This is a genomic window from Streptomyces zaomyceticus, from assembly GCF_014656215.1.
Lineage (GTDB): Bacteria > Actinomycetota > Actinomycetes > Streptomycetales > Streptomycetaceae > Streptomyces > Streptomyces zaomyceticus.
In genome coordinates this window covers 362,306-386,482 of sequence record NZ_BNBZ01000002.1, presented here as the reverse complement: position 1 = coordinate 386,482, position 24,177 = coordinate 362,306, and the positions used below count along the sequence as shown (strand labels likewise).

Sequence of the window (24,177 nt, the reverse complement as noted above, 5' to 3'; positions counted from 1 at the left end):
CTCGCACCGACAGGCGGATGGGGGCGCGGTCGCACCGCGCCCCCATCCGACCGGTACGCACCGGGCGGATCGGCCGGGGCCTCAGGTGGGCGTGTGGGCCGCCTTGCTCGTCGCGGTGCCGTCCTCGGCCTGGGGCTCCACCTCGGCCTGCTGCGGCGGGACGGGCGGGGTACGGACCAGCAGGGCGACCAGTACGGCCACGGCCCCGATCACGGCCCCGATACCGAATCCCCATCGGATGCCCGTGGCCAGGGCGCCGGTGGCGTCGGCGCCGTCGGCGGCCGCCGTGGCGGCGTGGCCCGACATGACGCTGATCACCAGGGCGGTTCCGGCGGCGGCCGCGACCTGCTGGAGCGAGCCGAGGATGGCGGAGCCGTGCGGGTAGAGATGAGGCGGCAGTACGGACAGGCCGGACGTGAAGACGGGGGTGAACACGAACGCCATGCCGGCGCTCAGGGCCACATGAAGGGCGAGCACCAGCCACGGCGAGGTCTCCTCGCCCGTGAAGGCGAACAGCGCGAGGCACAGCGCCGTGACCGCGGCTCCGGGTACGACCAGGCGCGGTGCGCCGAGCTTGTCGTAGAGCTTGCCGACCTGGGGCCCCAGCAGACCCATGGTCAGACCACCGGGGATGAGGAGCAGCCCGGTCTGCAGCGAGGACAGACCGCACACCTCCTGCAGATAGATCGGCAGCAGGATGAACGCGCCCATGAGGGCCATGAACGACAGGCACATCAGGGCGAGCGCCACGGAGAAGTGGCGGAACGTCAGGGCGCGCAGGTCCAGCAGGGGTGTGGACGAGCGCTGCAGTGCCAGCTGTCGCCAGACGAACAGGCCGACCAGGACGGCACCGGCCAGCGTCACGGCCGGCGGGGGCAGGAGGGCCTGGGCGGAGTTCTCCGCGCCGAGCCCGCTCAGGCCGTAGACCAGGGCTCCGAAGCCCACGGCCGCCAGAGGGACGGACAGCCAGTCGATCGGTCCGGCCTGCGGCTCGCCGATGTCGACCAGCTTGCGCCGGCCCAGTACGGCCATGGCTCCCGCGATGGGCAGCACGGCCAGGAACAGCAGCCGCCATGACCCCAGCTGCAGCAGCACACCGGAGGCCGCGGGGCCGAGGGCGGGTGCGACGGAGATGACGAGGGTGATGTTGCCCATGACCCGGCCGCGGTCCTGCGGGGGCACGAGGGTCATCAGCGTCGTCATGAGCAGCGGCATCATGACCGCGGTGCCGCCGGCCTGGATGACCCGGGCGGCCAGCAGTACGGGGAAGGCGGGCGCGGCCGCGGCCAGCGTCGTACCGGCCAGGAACAGTGCCATGGCCAGGCCGAAGGCGGTCCGGGTCGTCACGCGCTGCAGGAACCAGCCCGTCACCGGGATGACGACGGCCATGGTGAGCATGAAGGCCGTGGACAGCCACCCCGCGGCCGCCGCGGTGACCTCGAACTCGCGCATCAGCCGCGGGATCGCGTTGACCATGATCGTCTCGTTGAGCAGGACGACGAACGTGGACAGCACGAGAATTCGCAGCACGGTGGTGACGCGGGCGGGCGAGAGGGTGGGCGTTGTGTGTGGTGCGAGCATGGCGCCTTCCGTCATGTGAGTGTCCTCCGCACGTGGGCAGGTCACAGTGACGGACCGGGGCGCCGGGAAGAACTCATCGGTGCTGCAGATCCTGACGGTGCCGTCGGCCGAACTCAAACGAATTTGGAGACCCGGAACGGAGGGTGGAGACCCGGGACCGACGGCGTTCGGGTGGGCGCCGCCCCGGAATGGCGGAGTCGGCCGAGCCTTGGGATCCTTGTCCCCGGAGGACGCCATGCCACACGACCCGCCCGTTTCTCCGTCGGAGGGGCCCCCACCGCGCGAGGACGACAGCCGGGGGGACCGGCCCGACGACACCGACGCGGACCGACCCGGTGGCACAGACACGGATCGGCCCGGTGGCAGTGGCCAGGACCGGACCGGCGGCAGCGAGACGGACCGGACCGGCGACACCGACGCGGGCCGGACCGGCGGCACCGACGCGGACGGCAGGCCCCGTTGGCTTCCCCACCTCACCCTGCCCGGCTGCTGGGGTGCGCTCCTCCTCGCGTGTCTCTCCTTCACTCCGTCCCTCCTCCCCCGCGGCGGGGTGCTCCAGGGACTCGTCTGCGGCATCGGCGCGGCCATCGGCTACGGGCTCGGAGTGGTCGCCGCGTACATCTGGCGCGCCTTCGTCGACCGGGATGCCCGGAGTCCCTCGCGCAGGTCGTGGCTCATCCTGCTCACCGGCACGATCGTGCTCTTCGGGCTCTCGTTCGGGCTCGGGCAGTACTGGCAGCATCGGATCCGCATGCTCATGGGGGTCACCGAGTACGACGCCCTCGCGACCGTCGCGTGCCCCTTCGTCGCCGCCCTCGTCTTCTGGCTCCTGCTGCTGACCGGACGGGGACTGCGGCGTCTGTACCGCTGGACGACCCGACTCCTCGGCCGCTGGATCGGCCCGCGGGCGACGCGGGTGGTCGGCTGGCTGCTGGTGACGGGGCTCGCGTGGTCGGTGTTCACCGGGCTCCTGCTGGAAGGCCTCGTGAACGCGGCCAACGAGACGTTCTCCCTGCGCGACACGCACACGCCGGAAGGTGTGCACCAGCCGACGTCCCCGCTGCGCTCGGGCGGGCCCGGGTCCGTCGTGCCCTGGGACTCCCTGGGCAGGGAGGGCCGGGCCTTCACCGGCAGCGGACCGTCGGCCCAGGAGATCGGCGCGTTCACCCGCCGCACGGCCCAGGAGCCCATCCGGGCGTACGCGGGTCTCGCGACCGCCGACGACACGGAGGCCCGGGCGGCGCGGGCCGTCGCCGACCTCCGCCGGGCCGGCGGTTTCGAGCGCGAGAACCTCCTGGTCATGACGACGACGGGAAGCGGCTGGGTCGATCCCGCCGCGGTCGACTCGTTCGAGTACCTGGGCAACGGCGACTCGGCCACCGTGGCGATGCAGTACTCGTATCTGCCGTCGTGGCTGTCCTACCTCGTCGACCAGTCCAAGGCGCGTGAGGCCGGGCGCGACCTCTTCGACGCGGTGTACGACACCTGGTCCAAGCTGCCCCAGGACAAGCGGCCGCGGCTCTTCGTGGCGGGTGAGAGCCTGGGGTCGTTCGGTGGTGAGACGGCCTTCAGCGGCGAGGCAGACCTGCGCAACCGCACGGCCGGCACCCTGTTCGCGGGGCCGCCCAACTTCAACACGCTGTTCCGTGAGTTCAGCGATGACCGCGACCCGGGAAGCCCCGAGATCGAACCCGTCTACAAGGACGGGCGGACCGTCCGGTTCACCGACGACCCCGCCACCGGGACGACCCCGGCGGACCGGCCGTGGGACGGCACGAGGGTGCTCTACCTCATGCACCCCTCCGATCCGATCGTCTGGTGGAGCCCGGACCTCCTCCTCTCCGAACCCGACTGGATCGGCGAGGCGCCCGGCGACGACGTGCTCGAGGCGATGGTCTGGATCCCCTTCGTGACCTTCTGGCAGGTCACCGCCGATCTGCCCTTCTCCACGGGAGTCCCCGACGGCCACGGCCACAGGTACAAGGTGGCGTACGTCGACGGGTGGTACGACATCATGCGGCCCGCCGGGTTCACGGCGGCGGACCTGGACCGGCTGAAGGACATCGTCCGGCAGGACGGCTGAGCCCGGCCCGCTCGACCGACGCACCCCGCGGTGGCGCGGCGCGGTCAGCGCAGCAGGAACCCGGCGAGATAGCCGAGCGCGTTGACCGCCCAGTGCAGGCCCATGGGAGCGAGCAGGCTCCCGCTGCGCCGACGCAGCTCGCAGAACAGCACGCCCGCTGCCGCGGTGAAGAGCACAGCCCCCAGGACCGCCAGCCGGGCACCCCAGGCGGAGTCGCCGAACACCGTGGTCAAGGCGGGTTTGGCGGTCGCCAGGTGCAGCGACGGCAGTACGTGCCACAGGCCGAACAGCACACTCGACACGGCTGTCGCCCACACCGTCCCGCGAGCGCGGCGCACCAGACCGTAGAGGACGCCGCGGAAGGCGATCTCCTCCAGGAGCACCGTGCCGACGGGGACCAGTACGAGGACACGCACGATCAGCTCGCCGCCGCTCATCCCGGCGTACCGCCGGTCCTCGAAGAGCGGACGGGTCGCCGGCAGCAGGGCGCCCACCAGGTACACGGCGCCGACCACGCCGATCAGGGCCAGCGCCCAGCGGGAACCGCGGGCGAATGTGCCGGGCGCCAGGCCCGCGTCCGCCCATGTACCACCGGCCCATCGGAGGACACCCAGGAGCAGGGAGCCGGCGACGACGGCCGTCACCGGGCCGGCCGGGCCCGTCCCTTGGTGCATGGCCAGATTGGCGGCGACGAGAACGAGCACCGTGACGGCCACGGCCGGCCAGGTACCGATCCTCCGTGGCCAGGGGTGTGATCCCGGGCGGAGGCCGCTCGCCGTGCCACGCCGCCCGGCATCGTCCCTCCCGGCGTCGCCGCGCCCGGCGTCGTCCCGGCCGGACTCGCCGCGCCCGGCGTCATCGGGGACGCGGCGGGACATGCGAGGCCTGTCGACCGTGGTTACGCCGGTCCCGGGGATCCTGCCGAAGCCGCCGGCCCCGCCGGTCCCGCCGGTCCCGCCGAGAGGCGTGGTCGTCCGTCCACCGGTGTCCCTCCCGGAACCCGGACTCCCGGTCCGTGGAAGCCGAGGTGTGACGGTGTACTACCGGGGTGGATCGGTGTACGACCGGGGTGGATGGCATCGACCTTCCCCGTCTCTCTCCCGAGGTTTCCTCTCCGCCTCCCCTCGGCCCACGCTACCGGGCCCCTTCGAGGGTCGCTCCTCCGCGCACGTCCCGCCCGGTGGACCCGTCAGCTCCGCATGTGCGCCCCGGATAACTTCTTTTTGGCGAGTATTCGGCTTGGCTCCGCGCAACTGGGCAATGAGCTCCCGCTCCGCCGTCACTCCGAAGCGGGACGCCCCGGCGTAGACCCGCCGGTTCAGCGCCTACAGATCTGCCGTGAAATCGACACCATAGGACCGATCTATTCCGGCCAAGGAGAGCCACCGGATTCGGATTCCGATCCTTGTCGAGGCCTTTCCGGCCCCACCGCATTGTGGCCGGAATTCTCAGTCCTCGGCGGCGGGTGCACCCGGCAGATCGCGGAGGCCGCGCAGCGGCCCCACGAGCAGGAAGCCACCGGCGGCCAGCAGTGCGGCGGTGACCACCCACATCGTGGTCCGGGCGCCGAGGAGGGAGGCGAGGGAGCCGCCCAGGAGGGCGCCGAGCGGGACGGTGCTGAAGTTGAGGAACAGCGTGGTCGCGGTGACACGCCCCAGCAGCTCCGCCGGGCAGTACGTCTGCCGGAAGCTGACGAGGATGACGTTGCAGGCCACGACCCCGGCGAGCATGACCGAGGTGCCGAGCACGAAGAACGCCAGCCGCGGTCCGGGACCGGCGAGTGCGGCGAGCAGGCCGAAGGGCGAGGCGGTGAACTGGATGACGAGCAGCGCACGCGCCGTACCCAGACCCCGGGCGAGGCGGCCGGCCACGAGGCCGCCGAGCACCCCGCCGAGACCTCCGCAGGAAACGAGCCACCCGAGCGTGTCGGAGCCGACGCCGACGGTCCGCACGAGGAAGACGATCTGGACGGCCTGGAAGCCCGCCATCGCCAGGTTCACCGCGGCGCCGAAGGCGGTGACGGCCCGGACCCAGGGATCGCCGACGACGAAGCGCAGGCCGTCGGCCATCTCGCGGCTGAGTCGCCGCCGGGGCGCCGGGGCGGGGCGGGGCCCTTCGGGGCGGATGGCCGTGAGGCAGATCGACGACACCAGGAAGGACGCCGCGTCGAGCAGCAGGCCCGGCACTCCACCGAGGGTCTGGGCGGTCAGCCCGCCGAGTCCGGGACCCGCCACCCTGGCGGCCTGGTCGCCGGCCTGCAGCTGCGCGTTGCGGGTCATCAGGTCGTCGGTGGCGACCAGGCGGGGCAGGTAGGCCGAGTAGGCGGTGGAGAAGAAGACGGCGGCGGTGCCGGAGGCGAGGGCGGCCCCGAGCAGGTGCGCCATGGTCAGGGTTCCCAGCCACCAGGTGACCGGGACGCTCGCGAGCACCGTCGCGGAGACGGCGTTGCACACGAGCATCAACGGGCGCGGTGCGAGTCGGTCGACCCAGGCGCCGGCGGGCAGGCCGACGACCAGCCACGGCAGCCACGGCGCGGCGGTGAGCACGCCCATCATGAAGGGCGAGGCGTGGAGGGTGGTGACGGCGACGAGCGGCAGCAGGACGGACGTCACACTGGTGCCCAGTTTGCTGGTGGTCTCGCCGATGAGCAGCAACCGGAAGTTCCGGTGCGGGCGTTGGCCGGGTGCTGTCGCGGACTGCGCGGCAGTTGGCGTGGCGGACTCCAGCACGGCCTCCGGACTTCGATAGCACGAGGGATTTCTGAGCGCGCCACAGATTACGTGTGGTGGCCGCGAGTTCGGGCTGGATCGTACAAGTTCATCGTCCTGGAAACCAGGGTGGCCATTTCCCGCTGGTGCCGCTTAGGCTCAGCCGCGTCCATAGCCAACGCGCCATGTCTCGTGGGAGGGTCGAGCCCGGATGATCAATCCGTTCGAGAATGGGTCCGGCCAATTCCCGACCCCTGCCAATGACCGGGGCCGGCGCTCCCTCCGGCGTCTGGAATTCGATATTCCGGCCAGGTGGGCCGCGACATCCGGACCCGGCTCACGGGCGGCGGGCGCGGACCGGGTGGAGCATGCCCGGCCCGGCGGGCGGCCGGCGGGCCCGCGCACCGCTCCAGCCACCGCACCGCACTAGCCACGGCCCGCTCCGAGAGCGCCGCGACCGCGACCGGTCCCGGCGGCGTCACCCCCACCGGCACCGCCCCCTCACCTGCGCAAGGAGCTGTCCGTGGTCACCAGCGCGATCGACCTCCTCACACGCTTTCGGCGGGAGTCGACCCGGCACCCCGAGCGCGCCGCCGTGGTCGCGCCTTCGGAGTCGGTGACGTTCGGCGAACTGGGCGAGCGGGTCGAGCGGGCGGCCCGGGTACTGGGCGCGGCGGGCGCGGAGCCCGGTACGACCGTCGCCCTCGATCTTCCGCGCGGTGTCGACCTGGTGACGGCGATGCTCGCGGTGTGGCGGGCCGGCGCGGCGTACGCGCCCCTCGATCCGGCCCGTTCGGCACGGCGACGGCGTCGGCTCGCCGAGGAGGCCGGGGCACGTCTGGTGCTCACCACGGGACCGGACGACACCGAGTGGCCGAAGGGCACGCGCCGTCTCGTTCTCGCCCCCGGCCTCGGCCTGACCGGGCCGGGCGCACCCGCCGCGGGACCCGTACCGGCGGGTGATGTTCCGTACGGGGCGGCGGCGGTCGTCCAGGCCTCGGGCGACTCCGGCGCTCCGTGGGCGGTGACGCTCACTCACCTCAACACCGCCCATCTCGTACGCGCGTGGGAGGGACGCGGTGTTCCCGCGGCGGACGGTGGCGGTCCCCCGTCGCCGGCGCGGGTGGTGTGGAACGCGGGCCTCGACCTCGATGTCTCGGTCCGGCAGTGGACCCGTGTCTGCCGCGGCGACACCCTGCTCCTCCCGGGCGACGAACATCGCGCCGACCCCGCGCTGTTCGCCCGGTTCCTCCAGGAGTACGGGGCCACCGACCTCGACTGCACCCCGTCCCACTGGGAGCTGCTGCGCCCCCACCTGGTGGCCGAAGGACGGGAGACCGCTCCGCTCCGGCTCTTCCTGGGCCCGGAGCCCGTGTCCCGGGCCCTCTGGGCGGACCTCTCCCGGAGCGTCGAGCGGGGGCGGGTGGACGCCGCCGTTCTGTACGGTCCGACGGAGTGCGCGGCCGGGTCCCTCGCCGCGCCGATCACCGGTTCCGTACCCCTGATCGGGTCTCCGCTTCCGGCGGTGCGCGCGCATGTCCTCGACGGCGCGCTGCGGCCGGTGGCCGAGGGCGAGCCGGGGGACCTGTACCTCGCGGGCGACGGTGTGGCCCTCGGTTACACGGGCCGCCCCGGGCCGACCGCCGAGCGCTTCGTCGCCGACCCCCACGGTCCGGCCGGCAACCGGATGTACCGCACCGGCGACCGGGTCCGCCGGCTCCCCGGCGGGCGGTTGGCCCCTCTCGGCCGGGTGGACCGGATCGCGTCGCTCGACGCCGCGCAGGCCCCGGCGCGGCCACTGCTCGACCTCTTCGAGGAGCGCGTCGGAGCCGCCCCGGACGCCACGGCCCTGGTGTTCGGGAAGGACACGGTCTCCTACGGGGAGCTCGACGCGCGCGCCAACCGGCTGGCCCATGTGCTGGCCGCGCGGGGCGCCGGGCCCGAGACGGTGGTCGCCTCGGCGCTCGACCGCTCGGTGGAGCTGGTCGTCGCGGTCCTGGCGGTACTGAAGAGCGGGGCCGTCCACCTTCCGGTGGACCCCGGCTACCCGGAGCGGCGCATCGCCCATGTCCTGGGCGACGCGGCTCCCGCACTGCTCCTCGCGGACTCCGGCACGGTCCTTCCGGCCGGCACCTCGGTACCCCGTGTCGACCTGGACGATCCCGAGACCGGTGCGGCGCTGCGGCGCGCACCGGCGTCCGGCCCGCCGCCGGGCGCTCGCCGGGCCGAGAGCGGCCTGCCCGCGTACGTCATCCACACCTCCGGGTCCACCGGCCTGCCCAAGGGCGTGGTCGTCACCCGCTCCGGTCTCGCCGAGCTGGCCGCCCATCAGCGCGACACGCTCGCGGTGGACGCCGACAGCCGGGTCCTGCAGTTCGCCTCCCCCGGCTTCGACGCGTTCTTCTGGGAGTTCGCCATGGCGCTGTCCGCGGGGGCCGCGCTCGTCCTGGCGCCCGCCCGCGACCTGCTGCCGGGGCCGGGGCTGTGCCGTCTCGTCGACGAACAGCGGGTCACCCACGCGACGTTGCCCCCGTCGGTGCTGCGTGTCCTGCCGTCCGACGCCCTCCCGGGCGTCCGCGTCCTGGTCTCCGCCGGCGAGGCCCTGGACACGGAACAACAGCGGCGCTGGGCTCCCGGCCGGACCCTGATCAACGCGTACGGACCGACGGAGACGACGGTCTGCGCCACCATGAGCCGACCGCTCTCGGAGAGCGCCGGCCCGCCGCCGATCGGCGGAGCGGTCCGGGGCGCGCGTCTCCACGTCCTCGACGACGCGCTGCGGCCGGTGCCCGCCGGAGTGGTGGGCGAACTGTACGTCGCCGGGGCGGGGCTGGCCCGCGGCTACCTCGGCCGGCCGGGACTGACGGCGCAGCGCTTCGTCGCGGACCCCTACGGTCCGGCCGGGACGCGGATGTACCGCACCGGCGACCTGGCCCGCCGGAACCCCTCGGGCGAACTGGAGTTCGCGGGTCGTGCGGACGACCAGGTCAAGGTGCGGGGGCACCGGATCGAACCGGGCGAGATCGAGGCGCGGCTCGCCGCTCACCCCGGGGTGTCCGCCGCCGCGGTGACCGTGCACGAGGATCCGGACGGAGACCGGAGGCTCGTCGCCCATGTCCGCCGCGAGCCGACCGCCTCGGCGAGTACCGGGCACCGGAGCGACCCCGACCGGGTGGCCGACTGGCGTCGTGTCCACGACTCCGTGCGGGCCGATGCGACGACGGCCTTCGGCGAGGACTTCAGCGGATGGAACAGCGGCTACGACGGCAGCGCCCTGCCGCTGGAGCAGCTGCGGGAGTGGCGCGACGAGACCGTACGGAGCATTCGCGCGCTGAGGCCCCGACGGATCCTCGAACTCGGGGTGGGCAGCGGCCTGTTGCTTTCGCGCCTCGCCCCCGAGGCGGAGACGTACTGGGGCCTCGATCTCTCGCCCCGGGTGATCGAGCGGCTGCGGCGACAAGTGGACGAGCGGCCGGACCTGGCCGGGCGGGTCGTCCTGCACAGCCGGCCGGCCGACGACCACGAGGGCGTCCCGCGCGGGTACTTCGACCTGGTCGTCCTCAACTCGGTCGTTCAGTACTTCCCCAGTGGGCGCCACCTGGAACGGGTCCTCGGGCTCGCGGCGGCCGCGCTGCGGCCCCATGGCTCCGTGTTCGTCGGCGACGTCCGGCACCTGGGCCTCGCGGAGTCCTTCCACGGGGCGGTCGCGGCCCGCTCGGCGGGCACCGCGCCGGGAACCGCCGAGCATCGCCGGGCGGTGGCGCACCGTCTGGCCACGGAGCCCGAGCTGCTGGTGGATCCGGAGTTCTTCCGGTCGCTGACGGTGGCGTCCGAGGATTCCGTGCCGCGCTTCGCGAGCTGTGACGTACGGCTGAAGCGGGGAACCCACCACAACGAACTGACCCGCTACCGCTACGACGTCGTCCTGCGCCGCGCCGACGGTGCGCGACCCCGTGCCGGTGCGGTGACGGAACTGCTCTGGGGAGCGGACGTCCGCACGCTCGACGGCCTCGCCGACGCCCTGCGGGACCGCGCCCGGGAGTCCTCGCCCGTCCGGGTCGCCGGTGTGCCGAACGCCCGGCTCGCCGAGGACCTGCGTCTGTCGGGCGGGGCGCCGGGCTCCGGTCCGGACCCGGAGGAGCTGGTACGGCTCGGCGAACGGCTGGGGTACCGCGTCGTGGTGCGCTGGTCCGCGAAGGCGGGGCCCGATCATGTGGACGCCGAGTTCTCCGCCGGGGAGCGGGACATCCCCGCGGAGAGCGGGACCGGGCCGATGACGGATCCCGAGCGCCATGTCAACGCGCCCGGCGCGGCGTCCGACGACACGGAACTCGTCAGGGAGGTCACGGCGTGGGCGGCCGCGTACCTCCCCGCGTACATGATGCCGTCCGCGATCGTCGTCCTCGACGAGTTCCCGCTCACCCCGCACGGCAAGCTCGACCGGGCGGCGCTGCCCGCCGCGCGAGTCGCCCCGCGCGGGACCGGCCGCCCACCGCGGACGCCTCAGGAGGCGGCGCTGTGCCGGATGTTCGCCGAGGTTCTCGGGGCGGGCGGGGCGGAGGCGCCGCACCCGGTCGGCATCGACGACGACTTCTTCGAGCTCGGCGGCCATTCTCTCCTCGTCACCAGGCTGGTGAGCCGCGTCCGCGCCGAGCTGGGGGTGGAGCTCCAGGTGGGCACGGTGTTCGACGCGCCCACGGTGGCCGAACTCGCCACCCGGCTCACGGGCGCCCGCAGGGCGAGGCCCGCACTGCGGAGGATGCCCCGGCCCGGGTGACGGCGGCAGGAACCCGCGGCAGACGACCGGATCGCGCAGGACAAGGATTGTCGAAGGATCCCCGATGGACTTCAGCCTCTTCTACTTCGCCGACGACAGCACACCGGACGGGGACGCCGGACGGTACGAACTGCTGCTGGAGGGCGCCCGTTTCGCCGACCGGCACGGATTCCGCGCGGTGTGGACACCCGAACGGCACTTCCACCCCTTCGGCGGGCTCTACCCGAACCCGTCGGTCGTGGGCGCCGCCCTGGCGATGATCACGAACACCGTCGCCATCCGCGCCGGAAGCGTCGTCGCGCCCCTCCACCATCCGCTGAGGATCGCCGAGGAATGGTCGGTCGTCGACAACCTCTCCGGCGGGCGGGCCGGGGTGTCCCTCGCCTCCGGCTGGCACCCCGTGGACTTCGCGCTGGGCCGGGTCCCGTACGCGGACCGCAAACGCGTCCTGGCCGACAGCGTCGAGCGGCTCCGGGCGCTCTGGCGCGGGGAGGGCCACGAGGTCGTGGACGGCAACGGCGCCCCGGCGACCGTACGGATCTTCCCGCCTCCGGTACAGCGGGAGCTGCCGCTCTGGGTGACCAGCGCCGGCGACGCGGGCACCTTCCGTACGGCGGCCGCGGCGCGCGCCGGAGTCCTCACCCATCTGCTGCACCAGGACGTCGACGAACTCGCCGAGAAGATCACGGAGTACCGGCGGGCGGCGCGCGAGGCGCACGACGGCTGGGACGGGCATGTCGTCCTGATGCTGCACACCTTCCTCGGCGCCGACCGGGACGAGGTGCGCGCCACCGTCGAAGAACCGCTGCGCGCCTACCTCAGGAGCTCGGTCCATCTCCTCGCCCGCTCGTTCGGCGCCCTCGACCCGGACTTCGACATCGACGCGCTGGAGGACGAGGACCTCGACTTCCTCGTCGCCCAGTCCCTCGACACCTACGTCGAGCAGCGAGGGCTGTTCGGGACGGTGGAGGACGCGAGGCCGACGGTCGAGCGGCTGCGCGCCGTCGGCGTCGACGAGATCGCCTGCCTGATCGACTTCGGGATCGACACCAAGACCGTACTGGGCGGCCTGCGCCATCTGGACGTCCTCCGCGCGGCATGCGAAGCGAACTGACTCCGAGACCCGAGAGACCCGAGAGGCCGACACCACCGTGATCCCCCTGTCGTTTTCGCAGCTGCGGTTCTGGTTCCAGAGAGAGTTGGACCGCCTGGGCGAATCGCCCAACGCCTCGATGGCACTCCGGCTGACGGGCCGACCGGACGCGGTGGCACTGCGCGAAGCACTGCGGGACGTGGTGACACGCCACGAGAGTCTGCGCACCGTCTTCCCGGTCACCGACGGAGTGCCCGGGCAGCGGATCCTGGAGACGGTGACGGTCGAACTGCCCGTACGGCGGATCGGGGAACCGGACGTGGAGGCAGCCGTGGCCGACGCGGCCGGGCACCGCTTCGACCTGGAGCGCGAGATCCCGCTGCGGGCCGTCCTGCTCACCGTCGGCCCCGAGGACGACCATGTGCTGGCGATCACCGTGCACCAGATGGCCTTCGACGGCTGGTCCGTCGCGCCGTTCCTCCGCGACCTCGCGCACGCCTACACCGCGCGCCTCGGCGGAAGGCCACCGCACTGGGACGAACTCCCCTTCCAGTACGCGGACTTCACGCTGTGGCAGCGCAAGGAGCTCGGCGCACCCGACGACCCCGGCAGTCTCTTCGCCGAGCAGCTGACCCACTGGACGCGCGCCCTCGCCGACGCGCCGGCCGAGCTTCCCCTGCCCACCGACCGGCCGCGCCCCGCCACCGCCACCCACCGGGCCGGCACCGTTGCCTTCCATCTGCCGCCCGACGGCTTCCGGGACCTCACCCGGCTCGCCCTCCGGCACGGGGCCAGCACGTTCACGGTCCTCCACGCCGCGCTCGCGGCGTTCCTCGGACGGCTCGGTGCGGGCACGGACATCCTGGTCGGCAGCCCCGTCGCGGGCCGCACCGACGTCGGCCTCGACGACCTCGTCGGCTGCTTCGTCAACACCGTCGTCGTCCGGACCGACACCTCCGGCGACCCCGACTTCCACGAACTCCTCCAGCGGGCACGGACGGGCGTCATGGCCGCGCTCGACCACCAGGACGTGCCCTTCGAGCAGGTCGTGGAGGCCGTCAACCCGGCACGGTCGGCGGCCCGGCACCCGCTCTTCCAGGTCATGCTGAGCCTGCAGAACAACGCGGGCGCCACCGTGCGCCTCCCCCGCCTCGACACCCGGCTGCTCCGCCACGGCCCCCACCGGACGATCGCCTTCGACCTGCTCCTCGACATCACGGAGACCGACGGGGGACTGGACGGCACCCTGGTCTACGCCCGCGACCTCTTCGACCACGACACCGCCGAGCGTCTGGCCCGCCGCTTCACCGCGTTCCTGGCGCAGGCGGTCGCCGCGCCCGAGCGGCGCACAGGACGGCTGGAGCTCCTCTCCCCCGCCGAGCGCCGCACGACGCTGGAGACGTGGAACGGCCGGGAGACGGCGCTCCCGGCCGATTCCGTACCGGCGCTGTTCCGGCGACGCGCCGCCGCCGCTCCCGACGGCACCGCGGTGGTCTGCGGCGACGTCCGGCTCACCTCCGCGGAGCTCGACGCCCGGGCCGACCGCCTCGCCCGCCGTCTGCGCCGCGCGGGCGCGGGGCCGGAGCGGCTGGTCGCCGTGGCCATGAACCGCTCGGCCGATCTGGTGGTCGCCCTGCTCGCCGTGCTGAAGACTGGGGCGGCCTACCTTCCGCTGGACCCGCGCAACCCGGACGAGCGGCAGCGCGCGATTCTGGAGGAGGCGGGGCCCCGCGTGCTCCTGGCGGACGCGTCCACGAGGGAGAAGGCCGAGGAACTCGCGGGCGGTACACGGGACGGGCGGCCGCCGGTCCTGCTCCTGGCCGAGGAGACCGACCAGGTCGGCCCCGCATCCGTCGACCTCGACCCGGTCGGGGCCGGTCCCGACGCCCTCGATCCGATCGCCGCCGGTCCGGACGCGGTCGGACGGCCGGACATCGACGGCGGGCAGGCCGCGTACGCGATGTACACCTCCGGCTCCACCGGGCGTCCCAAGGGCGTCCTGGTGACCCACCGGAACATCGTCGCCCTCGCCGCCGATCCCTGCTGGGCGGCGGACGGCGGCCACACGCGGGTGCTCGCCCACTCGCCGCACTCCTTCGACGCCTCGACGTACGAACTGTGGGTGCCGCTGCTCGGCGGCGGCACCGTCGTGATGGTGCCGGCCGGCGACGCCTCCCCGCAGGCGCTGGAGCGTGCCGCGGCCGACGGGGATGCCACGAGCGCCTTCCTCACCACCGCCCTCTTCAACCTGCTCGTCGCGGAGCGCAATCCGCTGCTCGGCAGGCTCCGGCACCTCTGGACGGGCGGCGAGCAGCCGTCGGCGGGCGCCGTGCGGCGGATGCTGACGGAGTTCCCGGACACCGCGCTCACCCATGTCTACGGGCCGACCGAGAACACGACGTTCACCACCTTCGGACGTCTGGACCCGGACCGGGACGCGGACGGCGGCAAGCCCTCGATCGGCCGGCCGATGGCGAACACACGGGCCTATGTGCTGGACCAGTGGCTCCGGCCGGTGCCCGTGGGGGTGCCGGGCGAGCTCTACCTCGCGGGCGCCGGCCTGGCCCGCGGCTACCTCGGCCGCCCGGGACCCACCGCGGGGCTCTTCGTCGCCGATCCCCACGGCGCGCCCGGCACCCGGATGTACCGCACCGGGGACCTCGTCCGGTGGACCGCCGACGGCGAGCTCGACTTCCTCACCCGCACCGACGACCAGGTGAAGATACGCGGCTTCCGCATCGAACCGCGCGAGACGCAGGCCGCCCTGGAACGCCACCCGGCCGTCGGCCGCGCCGCCGTCCTCGTACGGGAGGACCGGCCGGGGGAGCTCGGCCTCGTCGCCTATGTCGTCCCCGCCCCGGGCGTCGAGGGTGATCCCTCGTCGGAGATCGACGAACACGCCCGCCGGACCCTGCCCGACTACATGATCCCCGCCGTCGTCCTGCTCCCCGACGGGCTGCCCCTCACGCCCAACGGCAAGCTCGACCGGGCGGCTCTGCCCGCCCCCGCGCGGAACACCGGCTCCCGGCCGCCCCGCACCCCCGCCGAGCGGTTGGTCTGCGGGCTGTTCGCCGAGATCCTCGGGGTGCCGGAGGCCGGCGCGGACGACGACTTCTTCGCGCTCGGCGGCCACTCGCTGCTCGCCGTCCGGCTGGTGAACCGGCTGCGCGAGGTGCTGGACGACGGGATCGGGGCACGGACGGTCTTCGAGTCGCCGACGCCCGCCGCGCTCGCCGCGAGGTTCGGGACCCCGGGCGCCGGGCGCGGCGCTCTGCGGCCCCCGCCCCGCGGGGACGTACTGCCTCCCTCCTTCTCCCAACTGCGGTTCTGGCTCCAGGGCGCGCTGGTGGAGGACGCCGCCTCGCACACCGTCACGACCGCCCTGCGGCTGACGGGCCGGCTGGACACCGGCGCGCTGTCGACGGCGCTCGGGGACGTGGTGACACGGCACGAGAGCCTGCGCACCGTGTTCCCGGTCACCGACGGCACCCCCCATCAGCTCGTCCTCGAACCGGCGGAGTTCGACCTGCCGGTGCGGGAGGTGGCGCGGGCCGAGATCGAGGCGGCGGTCGTCGCGGCCTCGGAGTACGCCTTCGACCTGGCGCGCGAGAGACCGCTGCGGGCCGAGCTCCTGGCCTGCGGCCCCGGGGACCACGTCCTCGCTGTCACGATCCACCACATCGCCTTCGACGGCTGGTCCGCCGCCCCGTTCCTCCGCGACCTCTCCGAGGCCTACGCCGCCCGGCTGCGGGGACGGGCCCCCGAGGTCCCGGACCTTCCGCTGCAGTACGCCGACTTCGCGCTGTGGCAGCGTGCGGCGCTCGGGGACCCCGACGACCCCGGGAGCCCCTTCGCCCGGCAGCTCGCCCACTGGACCGGCACCCTGGCCGGTGCTCCCGACGAGCTCCCGCTGCCCACCGACCGGCCCCGCCCCGCCGTCGCGGGCCATCGCGTCGACGCGGTGCCGTTCCGGCTCGCCCCCGAGGATCACGCCCGCCTCACCGCTCTGGCGCGGCGGCACGGCGCGAGCGTGTTCATGGTGCTGCACGCCGCTCTGGCGGCCCTGTTGCGGCAGCTGGGTGCCGGGACGGACGTCCTCGTCGGCAGCCCGGTCGCCGGACGCACCGACAGTGGCCTCGACGACCTCGTCGGCTGCTTCGTGAACACCGTGGTCGTGCGGACCGACGTCTCGGGGGATCCGGACTTCGGCGAGCTGCTCGACCGCGTGCGCCCCGGGGTCCTCGCCGCACTGGAGAACCAGGACGTGCCCTTCGAGCGGGTCGTGGACGCGGTCGCCCCGGTGCGCTCGGCGGCCCGGCACCCGCTCTTCCAGGTCATGCTGAGCCTGCAGAACAACGCGGGCGCAGCACTGGAACTGCCCGGCCTCCACGTCGACGCTCTCCCCCACGGCCGGACCACCCGCAGCGTCCCCTTCGACCTCCTCTTCGATCTCACCGAGTCCCGCGGGGGGCTGGACGGCACCCTCTTCTACGCCCGCGACCTCTTCGACCACGGCACCGCGGAACGGCTCGCCGGGTACTTCACGACCCTGCTCGCCGACGCGGCCGCCCGCCCCACCCGTCCGGTACGGCGGCTCGACGTCCTGTCGCCCGCCGAACGGAACACCGTCCTGACGCAGTGGAGCGGTCCGGCGGCCGGTGCGGAGACACCGCACGGTTCGGTGCCGCGGTGGTTCGGGGAGCAGGCCGCCAGGACGCCCCACGCGGCAGCGGTGCTGCACGGGACCCACAGCCTCACGTACAGGGAGCTCGACACCCGGGTGGAGCGGCTGGCCGGGCGGCTGCGGAAGCTCGGGGCGGGCCCGGAGCGGCTCATCGCCGTGGCCATGAACCGCACGCCCGACCTCCTGGTCGCCCTGCTCGCCGTGCACCGGACCGGTGCCGCGTACCTCCCGGTCGATCCGCACCACCCCAGGGACCGGGTGGCAGCGGTGCTGTCCGAGGCCGCTCCGCTCCTGGTGCTCGCGGACCGCGCCACCCGCGACGCGCTCGGCACCGACGACTGGCTCGCCCCGGACGACCCCGGGCTCGGCTCCGCACTCGCCGACGTGGGCGGAAACGGGGCCGGGGCCGGCACGGGGAACGATGCGGAAGACCCGATCCCGCACGCGGCGATCCCGGCCGACAGCACCGCGTACGTCCTCTACACCTCCGGTTCGACGGGCCGGCCGAAGGGGGTCGCGGTCACCCACCGCAATCTCGCCCATCTGCTGGCCGCCATGCGGCACCGGCTGCCGCTCGGCCCCACCGACCGCCTGCTCGCCGTGACGACCGTCGCCTTCGACATCGCCCATCTGGAGCTGCTCCTGCCGCTGATCGACGGGGCCGCGGTCGTCCTCGCCTCTCCCGACGAGGTGCGCGAGCCGCACGCTCTCGGCCGGCTGATCGGACGGCACGGAGTCACCGCCGTCCAGGCGACCCCCTCCCTGTGGTCCGGCCTCGTGGCCGGGATCCCCGACGCGGTCCGGGGGCTGCGCGTCCTCGTCGGGGGCGAGGCGCTGCCTCCCGCCCTGGCCGGCGGTCTCGTCGGCCTGGCCGCCGAGGTCACCAATGTGTACGGCCCCACCGAGACGACCATCTGGTCCCTCGCGGCCCCGATCGGCCCGCACAACGCGGAACACCCGCCGCTCGGCTCCCCGCTGGGCGACACACGGGTGTACGTCCTGGACGAGGCGCTGCGGCCGGTGGCCGTGGGCGTGCCGGGCGAGTTGTACATCGGGGGTGCCGGCGTGGCCCGGGGCTATCTCGGGCGGCCGGGGCAGACCGCCGAGCGGTTCGTCGCCGATCCCTACGGTCCGCCCGGCGCCCGCCTCTACCGGACCGGCGATCTGGTCCGGTGGACCCCCGACGGGGAACTGGACTTCCTCGGGCGCGCCGACGACCAGGTGAAGATACGCGGCTTCCGCATCGAACCCCGCGAGATCGAGGCGGTCCTCGACCGGCACGACCGTGTGACCCGCAGTGCCGTCGTGGTGCGTGAGGACCGGCCGGGCGAGCGCCGGCTCGTCGCCTATGTCGCCCCCGTCCCGGCCACCGGCGCCGCCGACGACCTCGACCCCTCGCTCACCGAGTGGGCGCGGCAGCTGCTGCCGCCGTACATGGTCCCCGCCGTCGTCGTGCTTCCCGACGGGCTGCCGCTCACGCCGAACGGAAAGCTCGACCGCTCCGCTCTGCCCGCACCGCGGGGTCCCGTCTCCCCCGCCGGCGCGGCCCGGGAGCCGAGCACCCCTGCGGAGAGGCTCCTCTGCGAACTGTTCGCGGCTGTCCTCGGACGGCCCGCCGTCGGTGTCGAGGACGACTTCTTCGCACTCGGCGGCGACAGCATCGTGTCGATCAGGCTGGTGTCCCGGGCCCGTTCACGAGGGCTGGCCATCTCCACCCGGGACGTCTTCCGGTACCGCACCGTCGCCGAACTGGCCGTCCACGCGAAGGCTCGGCCGCCCAAGGCGGGCGCGGCGACCGCACCCGCCCCGGCGCCGTCGGCCGACGAGGTGCCGTCCGCCCGCGAGGTGACGACCGTCGGTGACATGACGACCGCCGGCGACGTGCCGCTCACCCCGATCGTCCACTGGCAGCGCGAGCGGGGTGGCCCCGTCGACGGCTTCCACCAGTCCGTGCTCGTCCGGACCCCGGCCGAGCTGACCCTGCCGGGGCTGCGGGCGCTGCTGAAGTCGCTGGTCGACCGGCACGACGCCCTGCGGACACGGCTGACGCGCACCCCCGCGTGGCGGCTCGAGGTACTGCCGCGCGGTGCCGTCGACGCGGCGGGGCTCGTCGTACGGTTCGACACGGCCGGTCGCACGGCGGGGGAACTCGCGGACCTGATCCGTACCGGGACGGAGGCGGCCCGGCGGCGACTGGCGCCCGGCGAGGGGACCATGCTCCAGGCGGTCTGGTTCGACGCGGGTCCCGGCCGGGACGGCCGGCTGCTCCTGATGATCAACCACCTCGTCGTGGACGGCGTTTCGTGGCGGATCCTCCTGGAGGACCTGAGCACCGGGGCCGCCCCTCGGACGGCGGGGCCGGACTTCACGCCCGTGTCGTTCGCCGACTGGGGACGCCGTCTGGAGCGCGAGGCACGCGGGCGGGCGTCCGAACTCCCCTTCTGGCTGGGTCTCTTCGAGGGCGCGCGCGATCTCTTTCCCGGCGCCGATCTCGTGGCCGCCCGAGATGTGGAGGGCTCGAAGCACATCGTCACCCGTGTCCTTCCCGCCGACCGGACGGAGCCGCTCCTGGCCCGCGTGCCCGCCCGGCTGGGCGTCGGCGTGAACGCGGTGCTGCTCGGTGCGCTGAGCACGGCCGTGGGGCGCTGGCGCCCGACATCCGGATCCGAGGACGCCCCCGGCCGCCCGGCGGACTGCGACGGCGCGCCGTTCCTCGTCGAGGTGGAGGGGCACGGCCGCGAGGAGATCGCCGACGGCCTCGACCTGTCGTCGACCGTGGGGTGGTTCACCAGCATGTTCCCCGTACGGCTCGCGGGGCGGCCGGACGATCCGGAGGGCACCGTGCGGGCCGTGGAGGAGCAGCTCGGAAGCATGCCGGACAAGGGGCTCGGCTTCGGTCTGCTGCGTCATCTCCATCCGGAGACCGCGCCCGTGCTGCGGGCGGGGCCCCGGGCGCAGATCCTCTTCAACTACCTGGGCCGGTTCGACCGGCCCGAGGCGGCGGACTGGAGCCTGGCGCCGGAGGCCGGGGCGGTCTCCGGAGGCGGTGACCCCGAGATGCCCCTGACACATCTCATGGAGGTGTCCGTGGTCGTCCACGACCGCGGGGACCGGCCGGAGCTCCACGTCGGCTGGGCGTATCCGAAGGCCCTGCTGGAGAGAGCCCGGGTGGAGGCCCTGGCCGACGCCTGGTTCGAGGCTCTGGAGACCCTGACCACCTGCACCGGCGAACCGGGAGAGACGGCGTGACCGCACCAGACCGCACCCATGAACACGGCCAGGAGGACGGCCGGGAGTACGGCCGGGCGAGCGGCCCCGAGGACGGTCACGAGGACGTCCGTGAGGGGACGTCGAGGCCGGCGCCGCTCCAGCAGGGGCTCTTCTTCCACACGGCGTTCGACTCGGACGGCCAGGACATCTACACCACCCAACTGGCACTGGACTTCGAGGGGCCGGTCGACCCCGTTCTGCTCCGGGAGGTCTGCCAGGCGCTCCAGGACCGGCACGACAGCCTGCGCTCGGGGTTCCGTACGGACGCGTCGGGCGCGCCCGTACGGTTCGTGGTGCCCCGGGTCGAGCTGGACTGGCGAACGGCCGACCTCGCCGGGACCGCCCCCGACGACCGGGAGGCCGAGGCCGCGCGGCTCGTCGAGGAGGAGCGGGGGCGGCGCTTCGACACCGCCAGGCCGCCGCTGGTCCGCTTCCTGCTGATCCGTCTCGGCGAGACCCGGTGGCGATTCGCGCTGACGAACCACCACATCATTCTGGACGGCTGGTCCGTCTCGATCCTGCTCGACGAGCTGTTCCGGCTGTACGACGCCGGAGCCGACGGGGCGACCCGTCCGCTGCCGGCCGCCCCCTCGTACACCTCCTATCTGGACTGGCTCGGCGAGGTCGAGCCGGAGTGGTCCCGGGATGCCTGGGCCGAGGCGCTCTCCGGGATCGAGGGGCCGACGCTGGTGGCTCCGGGGGCGCGGGGCACGGGTACGGTCGTCCCCGAGCGGGTGACGCGCTCGCTGTCCGCCGCGCGCACCGCCGCGCTGACGGACCGGGCGCGGGAGGCGGGCGTCACCCTCGGCACCGTGATGCAGGTGGCCTGGGGGCTGGTGCTGCGGCAGCTGACCGGTCAGAGCGACGTGCTGTTCGGGATGACGGTGTCGGGGCGGGCCGCCGAGGTCGACGGCATCGAGACCATGGTCGGGCTGCTCATCAACACCGTTCCGGCGCGGGTGCGGATGGACCCGCGGGACACGCTGCTCGACCTGCTCGAACGGATCCAGGACGAGCAGCTCGACCTGTTCGAGCATCATCACGTCGGGCTGACGGAGATCCGGCAGCAGACCGGCTTCGCGACCCTTTTCGACACCACGACCGTCTTCGACAACTACCCGATGGGCTCGGGCAGTCGTCGGCTCGGCGAGGCGCTGCTCGTCGATGTCGCCGGGTTCGACGCCACCCACTACCCGCTCTCCCTGATCTGCACCCCGGGAGACGAGCTGGGCGTACGGCTCGATTTCCGCCCCGATCTGCTCGGGCGCGGAATGGTGGAGGGGATCGCCGAGCGGCTCGAAGCGATCCTGGAGGCGATCGCCGAGGATCCGCACCGCGCGGTCGGCGGTCTGCCGGTCCTCTCGGACGCCGAGCGCCTGCGGACGCTGGAGGAGTGGAACGCCACCGCCCGTCCGGTGGCGGCGGCCACGCTGACCGACCTGATCGAGGCGCGTGCCGCGCGGATCCCGCTCCGGCCCGCCCTCACGCACCGGGGCCTGACCCTCGGCCACGAGGAGCTCAACCGCCGGGCGAACCGTCTGGCGCGGGTGCTGATCGCCGAGGGCGCGGGGCCGGAGACCCGGGTGGCGCTGGCGCTGCCGAGGACCGCGGACATGGTCGTCGCCCTGCTCGCCGTGCTCAAGGCCGGTGCCGCCTATGTGCCGGTCGACGTGCGCTACCCGGCCGACCGGGTGGCGCGGATGCTCGCCGACGCACGGCCCCGGCTCGCGGTGGTCACCGGGGAGACCCGGGGTGTGCTGCCGGAGGGCGCGGCCGCGCTCGTCCTGAACGATCCCGCCGTGGTGCGGCGCGTCGAGGAGCAGAAGGACACGGACGTCGTGGACGCGGAGCGGCGGGGACCGCTTCTCCCCCGGCATCCCGCCTATGTCATCTACACCTCCGGCACCACCGGCGTCCCCAAGGGGGTGGTCGTCGAGCACGCGAACGCCGTCAACTTCGTGGCGACGGTCGAGGACCACTTCGGCGCCGACGGCATGGCACGGGTGCTGGCCTCCACCTCGCTCAGCTTCGACGTGTCGATCTTCGAGATTCTCACCACCCTGGCGCTCGGCGGACATCTGGAGCTGGTCGACGACCTGTTCGCGCTGCTGGAACGGGACGGCTGGGAGGGGAGCCTGGTCAGCGGCGTTCCCTCGGCGACGGCGAGCATGCTGGCGGGCGGTGCCTTCGAGGTCTCGGCACGCCACGTGGTGCTCGGCGGGGAGGCGGTGCCGGGCGCCCTGCTGCGGGAGCTGCTCGAGCGGGTGCCCGGCTGCGCGGTCACCAACATCTACGGCCCCACCGAGGCGACCACCTACTCCACCTGGTGGCGCAGTGGCGGCGAGTACACCGAGGACACTGAGGACGCCGAGGACACTAAGAACACCGAGAACACTGCGGTCGGCGATCCGCCGATCGGCCGACCGGTGCCCAACGCCCGGGTGTACGTGCTGGATCCATGGCTGCTGCCGGTCGCCGAGGGGCAGCGGGGAGAGCTGTACATCGCCGGCGCGGGCGTCACCCGAGGCTATCTGAACCGGCCGGCACTCTCCTCGGAGCGCTTCGTGGCCTGCCCGTTCGGCGAGCCCGGCGGCCGCATGTACCGCACGGGCGACCAGGTGCGGTGGCGGGCCGACGGGCAGCTGGAGTATCTGGGCCGGCTCGACGGCCAGGTGAAGGTCCGTGGCTTCCGGATCGAACTCGGCGACGTGCAGGCCGCCCTGCTGCGGCACGAGGACGTGGCGCAGGCCGTCGCGGTCGTACGGGAGGACCGGCCGGGCGACCGCAGGCTGGTGGCGTACGCCGTGACGGCCGACCCCGGGACGGTGCTCGACGCCGCGGAGCTGCGGCGCTTCGTCCGGGATTCGCTGCCGGACCACATGGTGCCCTCCGCCGTGGTGCAGCTGCCCCGGTTCCCCCGGATGCCGAACGGCAAGCTGGACCGGTCGGCGCTGCCTGCTCCCACGTACGGCGCCGCCGTACGACGAGGAGCGGAGCACGCTCACGAGGAACCGCTGTGCGCGCTGTTCGCCGAGGTGCTCGGGGTGGACCGGGTCGGCCCGGACGACGGCTTCTTCGACATGGGCGGGCACTCCCTGCTGGCGACCCGGCTGGTGAGCCGGGTGCGCGCGGTCCTGGGCACCGAGCTGACCGTCCGTGCCCTGTTCGAGGCGCCGACTCCGGCCGCCCTGGCGCGCAGGCTCGACGGTGAGGGAGACGGCTCCGGCCTGGACGTGCTGCTGCCGCTGCGGACCGGGGGACGGCTGAAGCCTCTGTTCGCGGTGCACGCGGCGAGCGGGCTCGCCTGGCCGTACGCCAGGCTGCTGCCCCACCTGGATCCGGACGTGCCGCTGTACGGGCTGCAGTCTCCGAGCCTCTCCGATCCGGAGGGTGGTGCGCGCAAGCCGGAGGAACTGGTGCGGGAGTACGCGCGGCGGATCCGGGAGGTGCAGCCGGAGGGACCGTACCGGCTGCTCGGCTGGTCGGTCGGCGGCACCCTCGCGTACGGCGTCGCCGCCGAGCTGGTGGAGTCGGGGCACGCCGTGGAGTTCGTGGCCCTGCTCGATTCGTACCCGGCGCCCGAGGAGGGTCTGCCGGACTGGGAGGAGACGCACCGGCACGTGGCCGGGTCGGCCGGGTTCGCCGCGGACGGGACGCCACCGGAGCAGATCGCGCTGCTCGGGGAGCGGGCGGTGGAGGGCGCGCGGATCGCCGTGCGGTCGGCGGTGGACGCGCTGCGGACGCCCCCGGTGCGGACGCGCGGGGTGGACGTGCTCCACTTCCGGGCCGCGTCGGACGGTCCGGGCGCCGCCCCGGACGCCTGGCGGGCGTACGGCGGCGGGCGCCTCTCGGCCTTCGACCTCGCGTGCGGCCACTACGAGATGCTGGATCCCGCTCCGCTCGTCACCATCGGCAAGGTGCTGTCCGGCCGGGCCGCGGAGGGGCCGGAGGGACGCTGAGCGGCACGACGGCCGGGACTTC

Annotated in this window: 8 protein-coding genes; 5 read left to right on the top strand and 3 right to left on the bottom strand. The window is 73.8% G+C overall.

Annotation, left to right across the window (positions count from 1 at the left end; genetic code table 11):
- Window positions 1-81 precede the first annotated feature (81 nt).
- Window positions 82-1,581, bottom strand: coding sequence for a DHA2 family efflux MFS transporter permease subunit (locus IE311_RS04390; RefSeq protein WP_189830182.1), 1,500 nt, complete (start codon window positions 1,579-1,581; stop codon window positions 82-84).
- A gap of 235 nt (window positions 1,582-1,816) precedes the next feature.
- Between IE311_RS04390 and IE311_RS04385 the strand changes: the two genes are divergently transcribed.
- Window positions 1,817-3,664, top strand: coding sequence for an alpha/beta hydrolase (locus IE311_RS04385; RefSeq protein WP_229901720.1), 1,848 nt, complete (start codon window positions 1,817-1,819; stop codon window positions 3,662-3,664).
- 44 nt (window positions 3,665-3,708) lie between these two features.
- On the opposite strand, the gene IE311_RS04380 is transcribed toward IE311_RS04385, so the two are convergent.
- Window positions 3,709-4,380 carry a CPBP family intramembrane glutamic endopeptidase gene (locus tag IE311_RS04380; protein WP_229901719.1) on the bottom strand — a complete coding sequence of 224 codons (672 nt, stop codon included), beginning with the start codon at window positions 4,378-4,380 and terminating at the stop codon, window positions 3,709-3,711.
- A gap of 732 nt (window positions 4,381-5,112) precedes the next feature.
- On the bottom strand, window positions 5,113-6,393 hold the full coding sequence (locus tag IE311_RS04375) for an MFS transporter (protein WP_268257171.1): 1,281 nt from the start codon (window positions 6,391-6,393) through the stop codon (window positions 5,113-5,115).
- 502 nt (window positions 6,394-6,895) lie between these two features.
- Between IE311_RS04375 and IE311_RS04365 the strand changes: the two genes are divergently transcribed.
- From IE311_RS04365 to IE311_RS04350, 4 genes are all read left to right on the top strand, one after another.
- Window positions 6,896-11,149, top strand: coding sequence for an amino acid adenylation domain-containing protein (locus IE311_RS04365; RefSeq protein WP_189830179.1), 4,254 nt, complete (start codon window positions 6,896-6,898; stop codon window positions 11,147-11,149).
- 64 nt (window positions 11,150-11,213) lie between these two features.
- Window positions 11,214-12,263, top strand: coding sequence for a MupA/Atu3671 family FMN-dependent luciferase-like monooxygenase (locus tag IE311_RS04360; RefSeq protein WP_189830178.1), 1,050 nt, complete (start codon window positions 11,214-11,216; stop codon window positions 12,261-12,263).
- A 37-nt stretch (window positions 12,264-12,300) separates the two neighbouring features.
- Window positions 12,301-20,175 (top strand): non-ribosomal peptide synthetase, encoded by a 7,875-nt coding sequence (locus IE311_RS04355; RefSeq protein ID WP_189830177.1) that lies wholly within the window; start codon window positions 12,301-12,303, stop codon window positions 20,173-20,175.
- Window positions 20,172-24,155, top strand: a complete 3,984-nt coding sequence (locus tag IE311_RS04350; protein WP_189830176.1) for a non-ribosomal peptide synthetase — start codon at window positions 20,172-20,174, stop codon at window positions 24,153-24,155. The genes IE311_RS04355 and IE311_RS04350 overlap by 4 nt, the downstream gene beginning before the upstream one ends.
- Window positions 24,156-24,177 lie beyond the last annotated feature (22 nt).

What these genes read in the sequence shown, in the direction of transcription:
- IE311_RS04390 (WP_189830182.1), bottom strand. Translation starts at nt 1,581, where the DNA reads ATGCTCGCACCACACACAACGCCCACCCTCTCGCCCGCCCGCGTCACC.
- IE311_RS04385 (WP_229901720.1), top strand. Translation starts at nt 1,817, where the DNA reads ATGCCACACGACCCGCCCGTTTCTCCGTCGGAGGGGCCCCCACCGCGC.
- IE311_RS04360 (WP_189830178.1), top strand. Translation starts at nt 11,214, where the DNA reads ATGGACTTCAGCCTCTTCTACTTCGCCGACGACAGCACACCGGACGGG.